7 protein-coding genes and 1 pseudogene are annotated in these 6,440 nt (G+C 64.3%); 5 read left to right on the plus strand and 3 right to left on the minus strand.

All coding sequences use genetic code 11. The features are described 5' to 3' along the window. Positions 1 to 139: 139 nt before the first annotated feature. Positions 140 to 799 carry a TetR/AcrR family transcriptional regulator gene (locus tag A5753_RS00610; protein ID WP_067121953.1) on the minus strand — a complete coding sequence of 220 codons (660 nt, stop codon included), beginning with the start codon at positions 797 to 799 and terminating at the stop codon, positions 140 to 142. A 148-nt stretch (positions 800 to 947) separates the two neighbouring features. Here A5753_RS00610 and A5753_RS00615 point away from each other — a divergent pair, with 148 nt between their 5' ends. Further along, positions 948 to 2,228 carry a cytochrome P450 gene (locus A5753_RS00615; RefSeq protein WP_067121956.1) on the plus strand — a complete coding sequence of 427 codons (1,281 nt, stop codon included), beginning with the start codon at positions 948 to 950 and terminating at the stop codon, positions 2,226 to 2,228. A 306-nt stretch (positions 2,229 to 2,534) separates the two neighbouring features. On the opposite strand, the gene A5753_RS00620 is transcribed toward A5753_RS00615, so the two are convergent. Beyond that, complete coding sequence (locus tag A5753_RS00620; protein ID WP_067121999.1) at positions 2,535 to 2,990, minus strand: DUF5994 family protein; 456 nt, start codon at positions 2,988 to 2,990, stop codon at positions 2,535 to 2,537. Positions 2,991 to 3,348: 358 nt separating this feature from the next. On the opposite strand from A5753_RS00620, the gene A5753_RS23495 reads away from it, so the two are divergent. The 4 genes from A5753_RS23495 (at position 3,349) to A5753_RS00635 (ending at position 6,074) form a co-directional block, all read left to right on the plus strand. Continuing rightward, positions 3,349 to 3,582: a hypothetical protein gene (locus A5753_RS23495; RefSeq protein WP_082971104.1), complete on the plus strand. Its 234-nt coding sequence runs from the start codon at positions 3,349 to 3,351 to the stop codon at positions 3,580 to 3,582. Positions 3,583 to 4,134: 552 nt separating this feature from the next. Then, positions 4,135 to 4,338, plus strand: coding sequence for a cold-shock protein (locus tag A5753_RS00625; protein WP_067121958.1), 204 nt, complete (start codon positions 4,135 to 4,137; stop codon positions 4,336 to 4,338). A 138-nt stretch (positions 4,339 to 4,476) separates the two neighbouring features. After that, positions 4,477 to 5,175, plus strand: a complete 699-nt coding sequence (locus A5753_RS00630) for a M15 family metallopeptidase (RefSeq protein ID WP_067121961.1) — start codon at positions 4,477 to 4,479, stop codon at positions 5,173 to 5,175. A gap of 86 nt (positions 5,176 to 5,261) precedes the next feature. Next, on the plus strand, positions 5,262 to 6,074 hold the full coding sequence (locus tag A5753_RS00635) for a methyltransferase domain-containing protein (protein ID WP_067121964.1): 813 nt from the start codon (positions 5,262 to 5,264) through the stop codon (positions 6,072 to 6,074). 4 nt (positions 6,075 to 6,078) lie between these two features. Here A5753_RS00635 and A5753_RS00640 read toward each other — a convergent pair. Next, positions 6,079 to 6,440, minus strand: a pseudogene (locus A5753_RS00640) (short chain dehydrogenase); the annotation flags it as partial.

Here is a 6,440-nt window from a genome sequence, read left to right on the forward strand (position 1 = left end):
CGACCCCAGTTATTTGTCGGTCGATCAGGAAGGGTGGCAGCATTTGATCGCGGTGTCAACAGCCGTCGGCGGGGAAGCGCGGTCGATTGGTGCGCCGCCGAAGCGATGCGGGGCGTATCGCGGGGAGGGCAGGCCGGTCCTACCTGCTCGGCGCCGGCGTGGCCGCGGGTGCCTTCAGCAGGCTCATCTGGCGTTCGACGAACGCGCGCAGCTCGTCGTGCCCCTGGGTGACGCCGACGGCGCTCTCGTTGCACAGGCTGCGCGCAACCTGTGCGATCAGCATCGAGATGGCCACCGGCGGGTATTCCTCGAGATCGATGTGGTTGGCGCGCAGGACCATCGTTACCGCAGCTGTCTCGATGTCGCGAACCCGCTCGGCGTAAGCCTTGAGTTCGGCGCCAATTGCCTTGCGGTGGTTGGCTAATGCCATGAACTCGGCATTCAGCGCCGTCACCGCCGAATCGCTGTTCATCAACCACAGCGCTTGCAGCGGGTCGTCGTCGGTCAGCAGGGCGCGCATGCGTGCCAGCGCGGTCTCGGCACCGGCGCGCAGCACCTCCACGAACAGGTCGTCCATCGTCAGGAAGTAGTAATAAACGAGGGCCTGCTTGACGCCGGCCTCGGCGGCCACTCGCCGCGAGGTGGCCGCGGCATAGCCCTCCTCGCGCATGATGCGCGCAGTGGCCTCGATGAGCTTGGTGCGCGCCCCCACGTCGGCGCCGCTCTTGGTGGGGCGCTTCGATGCGGGGTTGGGCGCGCCCGTTTTGCTTGACCGGCGCGCGCGATCCGTGGTAGGCATACCGCATCCTATCAATTTGGTCGGTCGATCAGTTTATGACCGTGAGCTCGCTTCGGCCGGGATGGAGGGGCCGCGGCCGCCTGCCCGCGCCAAGCCATCAGCGCGCCGGCGTGCCGCTTCGTAGGGCCAGGAAAAGGAAATCGAACTCATGACTGAACTCGCCGACGTCGATTACTTCACCGACGCCGACACCGCGCAAGATCCCTATGCCTATTGGGATTACCTGCGCAGCCGGGGCCCGGTGTTCCGCGAGCCGCATCACGGGGTTGTGGCGGTCACCGGTTACCAGGAAGTCCAGGCCGCCTTCAAAGACGTCGGTTCGTTCTCCGCGGTCAACGCGATCGGCGGCCCATTTCCGCCATTGCCGTTCACGCCGGAAGGCGACGACATAAGCGAACAGATCGAGGCGCACCGCCACGAGTTTCCGATCTTCGAGCACATGGTCGTCATGGACCCGCCGGAACACGAAAAGGCGCGCTCCCTGCTCGGGCGGCTGCTCACGCCGCGTCGGCTGCAGGAAAACAAGGACTACATCTGGCAATTGGCCGATCGCCAGTTCGACGAATTCATCGCGAACGGTCAGTGCGAGTTCCTCGGCGAGTACGCAAAGCCGTTCGCGACTCTGGCGATCGCCGATCTGCTGGGGGTCCCCGAGGAGGACCGTGCCGAGATTCGTCACAACCTCGGGGCCGGTAACGCACCGGGCGCCAGGGTGGGCGCACTGGATCACGAACCGGTGGGCAGCAACCCGTTGCAGTACCTTGACGACCTGTTCAGTGCCTACATCGCCGACCGGCGGGAATGCCCCCGCGAAGACGTACTGACCGGCCTGGCGACCGCCACGTACCCCGACGGCTCAACCCCACCGCTGCTGGAGGTCGTGCGACCGGCCACGTTCCTGTTCGCGGCGGGCCAGGAGACCGTGACCAAGCTACTCAGCGCCGCGGTGCAAGTTCTCGGTGACCAACCCGAGCTTCAGGCGCGGCTGCGCGCCGACCGAACCCTGATCGGCTCGTTCATCGAAGAGGCGCTGCGCATGCAGAGCCCCACCAAGGTCGACTTCCGGCTGGCGCGCAAGACCACCACTCTGGGCGGGGTGCACATCCCGGCTGGCACGGTCATCATGCTTTGCCTGGGAGCAGCCAACCGTGATCCTCGAAAATTCGACAATCCCAACGAATTTCACGTCGACCGGAAGAACGTCCGCGAGCACATCGCTTTCGGCCGCGGGATCCACACCTGCGCGGGCGCACCGCTGGCGCGCGTCGAAGGCCAAGTGACCATCAACCGTCTCCTGGACCGGACGCGCAACATCCGGATCAGCAAAGCCAAGCATGGGTCGCCGCCCAACCGCGAGTACAGCTACGAGTCCACGTTCTTGCTGCGCGGACTCAAGGAGTTGCATATCGAGTTCACCGAGGCTTGCTGACGAGCGCTAACCCTGTGCCGCAGGGCCTTTCACCGGTCGGTAGTAGACGATGTCGCCGCCGCCGACTCAATGCCCAAGAGGATTTCGGGGATCAACGTCCACGTGTGAAACGTCCGCGCGCCCTGCGGTTCGATTCGCCCGCGGCGCACACCGCCGCGTGCACGTCACGGCCAGCTGCTCGGTCGGCCGCCCCAAGGCTTGCTCGTCTAAGTGCCGCGCACGGGTGTCAGGTCGATCATCGGCATTGCGCCACCCTCCGCGCAGTCCGCGTGGTTTGCCGCGATGACCGCCATGCTCGTGGGCTGGCTAGTTGCCGGCGGCACGTTCACGTTGTTGTTGCGCAGCCCGCAGGATTGAGTCCGCGGCTACAAATGCGGGTTTGGTGCGGTCCGCACTCTCGATGGGTAGATTTGCGGCGCAGCGGAGCACCATCAGCGCCAACCCGCTGTGGGTCGCATACGAGACGACCAAAAGGTTCACGCGGGCCTGTACACCGAAGATGGTCATTACATGCTGGCGTTTGCCTTCCCATCCCGGCCAATTGAGATCGGGTGGCCGTTGCAGCGACGACCAATTGACGTTGATGGATGTGACTTCTCCTAGTAACGGAGATAGGACCGCGACAAGTTCGGGCAATTCATTCGTGATGCGATCTGCACGCGGCCACCACGCGCCGTCGATATCGCGGCCGAGTTCGCGAGCCACCGAGAGCCGGATGGGGGTGGATTGGCGTCGGGTAATGACCGGGGTTGTATAACCCATGGGCGGTTCCTTCGCGCTCGGCGTCGTCGGGTCCACGGACGCGGCACCGACGGAGGAATCACATTGCCCGTCGGTGTCATCCGCAGCGATTGCGCAGTCGACCACCGCTGACAACGAACGGCTCCCTTTCGACGCTACGCCACCACCGGCCCACTTGGGCGATCGGGTGGCCACCGGTAGCGCGCGCAAGCCGGCACTGGTTGCCTGACCGCGTCCGGCGAATTCGCCCGTTGAACCCTATTCGTTTTCAACGGCAAGAAATCGCCTGCGGTGCAAGAGGTGACGAGACGATGCATGCCATCTGCGCCGTGGAGCGGAATGACGCGTAGGGTGGTGGCAACGACGAGGACGGGTCTACATGGCAATAGAGAACTGGTGCGACGCGGTCGAAATACACCCATCGCAGATCCGCGTCGGTGACATCATCGGCACGCGGCGTCCCACCGAATTGCGCCTGACCGTCAAGATGATTAGTGGTCCGCAGAGTGGTCCGGGGCAGTGGACATTTTTTAGTCGAGACGACAGCGGTCAGCAGCGAACCAGTACCTTCGGGGAAGGCGAATTGGTCCGCAGGTACGCTAAAGCAGGCTGACATCCAAGCATCTCAACGCCGATCAGCGACGTTGATCTGTAGATCCGCCGGTGTCGGGCCGATCGGAAAATGTCGGGTACTCGACCGGTTTCGCAGAGGCTTCGCCCGAAGCGACATATTTCGGTGCCTCTGGGTGGGAAAACAGGTTCGACTGGTCCATGGGGTGTCCTTCCGAATGAAGAGTTCGGCCGATACGCATTGCTGCCTGGCGTCGGACGACGATCGAATCGCACGCGTCCTCATTCGTGATTCGTTCGCGATTCGCGATGACCGCTCGAAACGCGGTTCCTGTCCACTCTACACGCAGCCGGCGCTGCGCCTGTAGCACTCGGGTCAGTTGCCGCCGTGGCGTGCCTTCTGCGTCCGAGAAGGCGGCTCGGTCAGCGTGCGGGCGCGCCGATTCCGCCGGTCACGGGCATTATTGCGCCCAGACCCGCTGCTAGGCGAATCAGTAAGCGATGCAATAGTTTTCGAATTGTAGTCGCGCTCGTGCTACCCTGAGCCCGCATGGGTGTGTTTGGTACATCCGCTTTTGATGAGAGAAGTAAGTAAATGGCACAGGGAACTGTGAAATGGTTCAACGGTGAAAAGGGCTTCGGCTTCATCACCCCTGACGAGGGCACGAAGGATCTCTTCGTCCACTACTCCGAGATCCAGGGAAATGGCTATCGCTCGCTCGATGAGAATCAGCGTGTTCAATTCGAGGTTGAGCAAGGAGCCAAAGGTCCCCAAGCGGTAGGGGTCAGCGCCGTCTGAGAAGTTGACATACGTCACGGTGGGCTGGTGCGGTCGTTTCGTACCAGCCCACTGGTGTTTTTTGGACTCTGGACGCCGGCCGCGACAACACCTGACACCTGACCCGATTCAGATGGACAAACCAGGATAATTGACCGCATGCGTCTGGCTTGGGTGCTGCTCTTGAGCATTGCGGTGGCGCTCGTGTCGGTGGGAGGGACGCTCACCGCGCACGCCGGCCCCGACGTGCCGCCAGTCAGCGAAGCCGCGCGCGCGGCGGGCTTCGTGGACATCCGCACTGTCATCCCCGACGCGATACTAGATCTGCGCTACGCGACGGCAAACAATTTTACCCACACGCAGCTGTACCCGTCCGACGCCAGATGCCTTGTGCACCAATCAATGGCGCCCGGCCTGGCCGCCGCGGCCGGAGCGCTGCGCCCGCAGGGGCATCTGCTGGTGTTCTGGGATTGCTATCGGCCGCATGACGTTCAGGTCAAGATGTTCGCTCTGGTCCCCAACCCCGCTTGGGTGGCTCGGCCGAGCCCGTACGCGCACAGCCACGAGTCGGGGCGTTCGGTTGACGTGACCTTCACGACGACGCAGCAGCCATGCTCATCGGGGCTGTACGCGAGCGGACTTTGCCTAGCCGACATGGGTACCGACTTCGACGACTTCACGCCACGGGCAACCGCTTTCAATACCAACGGCATCGGTGCCGACGCGGTCGCGAACCGGGCCGCGCTACGGAACGCCCTGAACTACGGCGGGTTGAAGGTGTACTCGGGCGAGTGGTGGCATTTCGACGGCCCGGGAGCCGGTGCCGACCAGCCGATCCTCGACGTACCCGTCGACTAGACGTCCCATAGCATGAGATAGAAATTCCACACAGTGGTGACCGCGCGTAAGCTGCCACACTAGACGCGGCAAACCGAGGGGCCGCCTTGAACAACCAAAACCGAGCGACGTATACGCACGGCCATCACGAGTCGGTGTTGCGCTCTCACCAGCGACGCACCGCCGAGGACTCCGCCGCGTACTTGTTACCGCACCTAGAATCGGGGCTTTCCGTGCTCGACGTCGGTTGCGGGCCCGGCACCATCACCGCCGACCTTGCTGCGCGGGTCGCACCCGGACCGGTCACCGCGATCGACCAGGTTGCCGATGTGCTCAGTGTTGCCCGCGGCGAAGTCGAGCGACGGAATCTGTCCAACGTCTCGTTCGTCACCGCCGACGTGCACAACCTCGACTTTCCCGACGACACCTTTGATGTCGTCCACACGCATCAGGTGCTACAACATGTCGACGATCCGGTTGCGGCCCTGCGGGAGATGCGGCGGGTGTGCGCGCCGGGCGGCGTCGTGGCCGCCCGCGACGCCGACTACTCCGGGTTCATCTGGTACCCCGAGCTGCCCGCCCTCGACCTGTGGCGTGACCTCTACCAGAACGTCGCGCGCGCCAACCGCGGCGAACCGGATGCGGGCCGGCGACTGCTGTCGTGGGCGCAGCAGGCGGGATTCGGCGACATCACGGCCACCGGCAGCCTGTGGTGTTATGCCACGCCCGAGACGCGCGACTGGTGGGGCGGAATGTGGGCCGACCGCATTCTGCACTCGACCGTGGCCCGTGACGTCGTGAGGCTTGACCTGGCGACCACCGCGCAGCTTGAGGAGATCTCCGCCGCGTGGCGAGAATGGGCCCGCGCCCCGGATGGCTGGATCGCCATCCCGCACGGCGAGATCATCTGCCGCGCATAGCTATTCAGTCGAGAAACAGGTCCGGAATCGGTTGGTCGCCGCCGCCGTAGCGGGACAGGTCCGTGACCCCGGCGGAGTGCAGCACATCGGCGTCGATGTAGCAGTTCCCGGTGGCTTCCCGGCTGGGACGGGAGATGATCTCGACGGCGGCGTCGGCCATGATCTCCGGGCTGCGCGACGACCCGGCCAGCTTGTCTCCGTCGGCCATGTTCGCCACCGCAGCGGTGGCGATATACGTCTGCGGCCAAAGGCAATTCACACCGATCCCGGCGGCGGCGTATTCGGCCGCCCAGCCCAGCGACAGCAGCGTCATGCCATATTTGGACAGGGTGGCCGGGTGGTCGCGCAGCCCGGAGATCATGGCCG

The organism is Mycobacterium sp. 852002-51971_SCH5477799-a (assembly GCF_001667145.1).
GTDB lineage: Bacteria > Actinomycetota > Actinomycetes > Mycobacteriales > Mycobacteriaceae > Mycobacterium.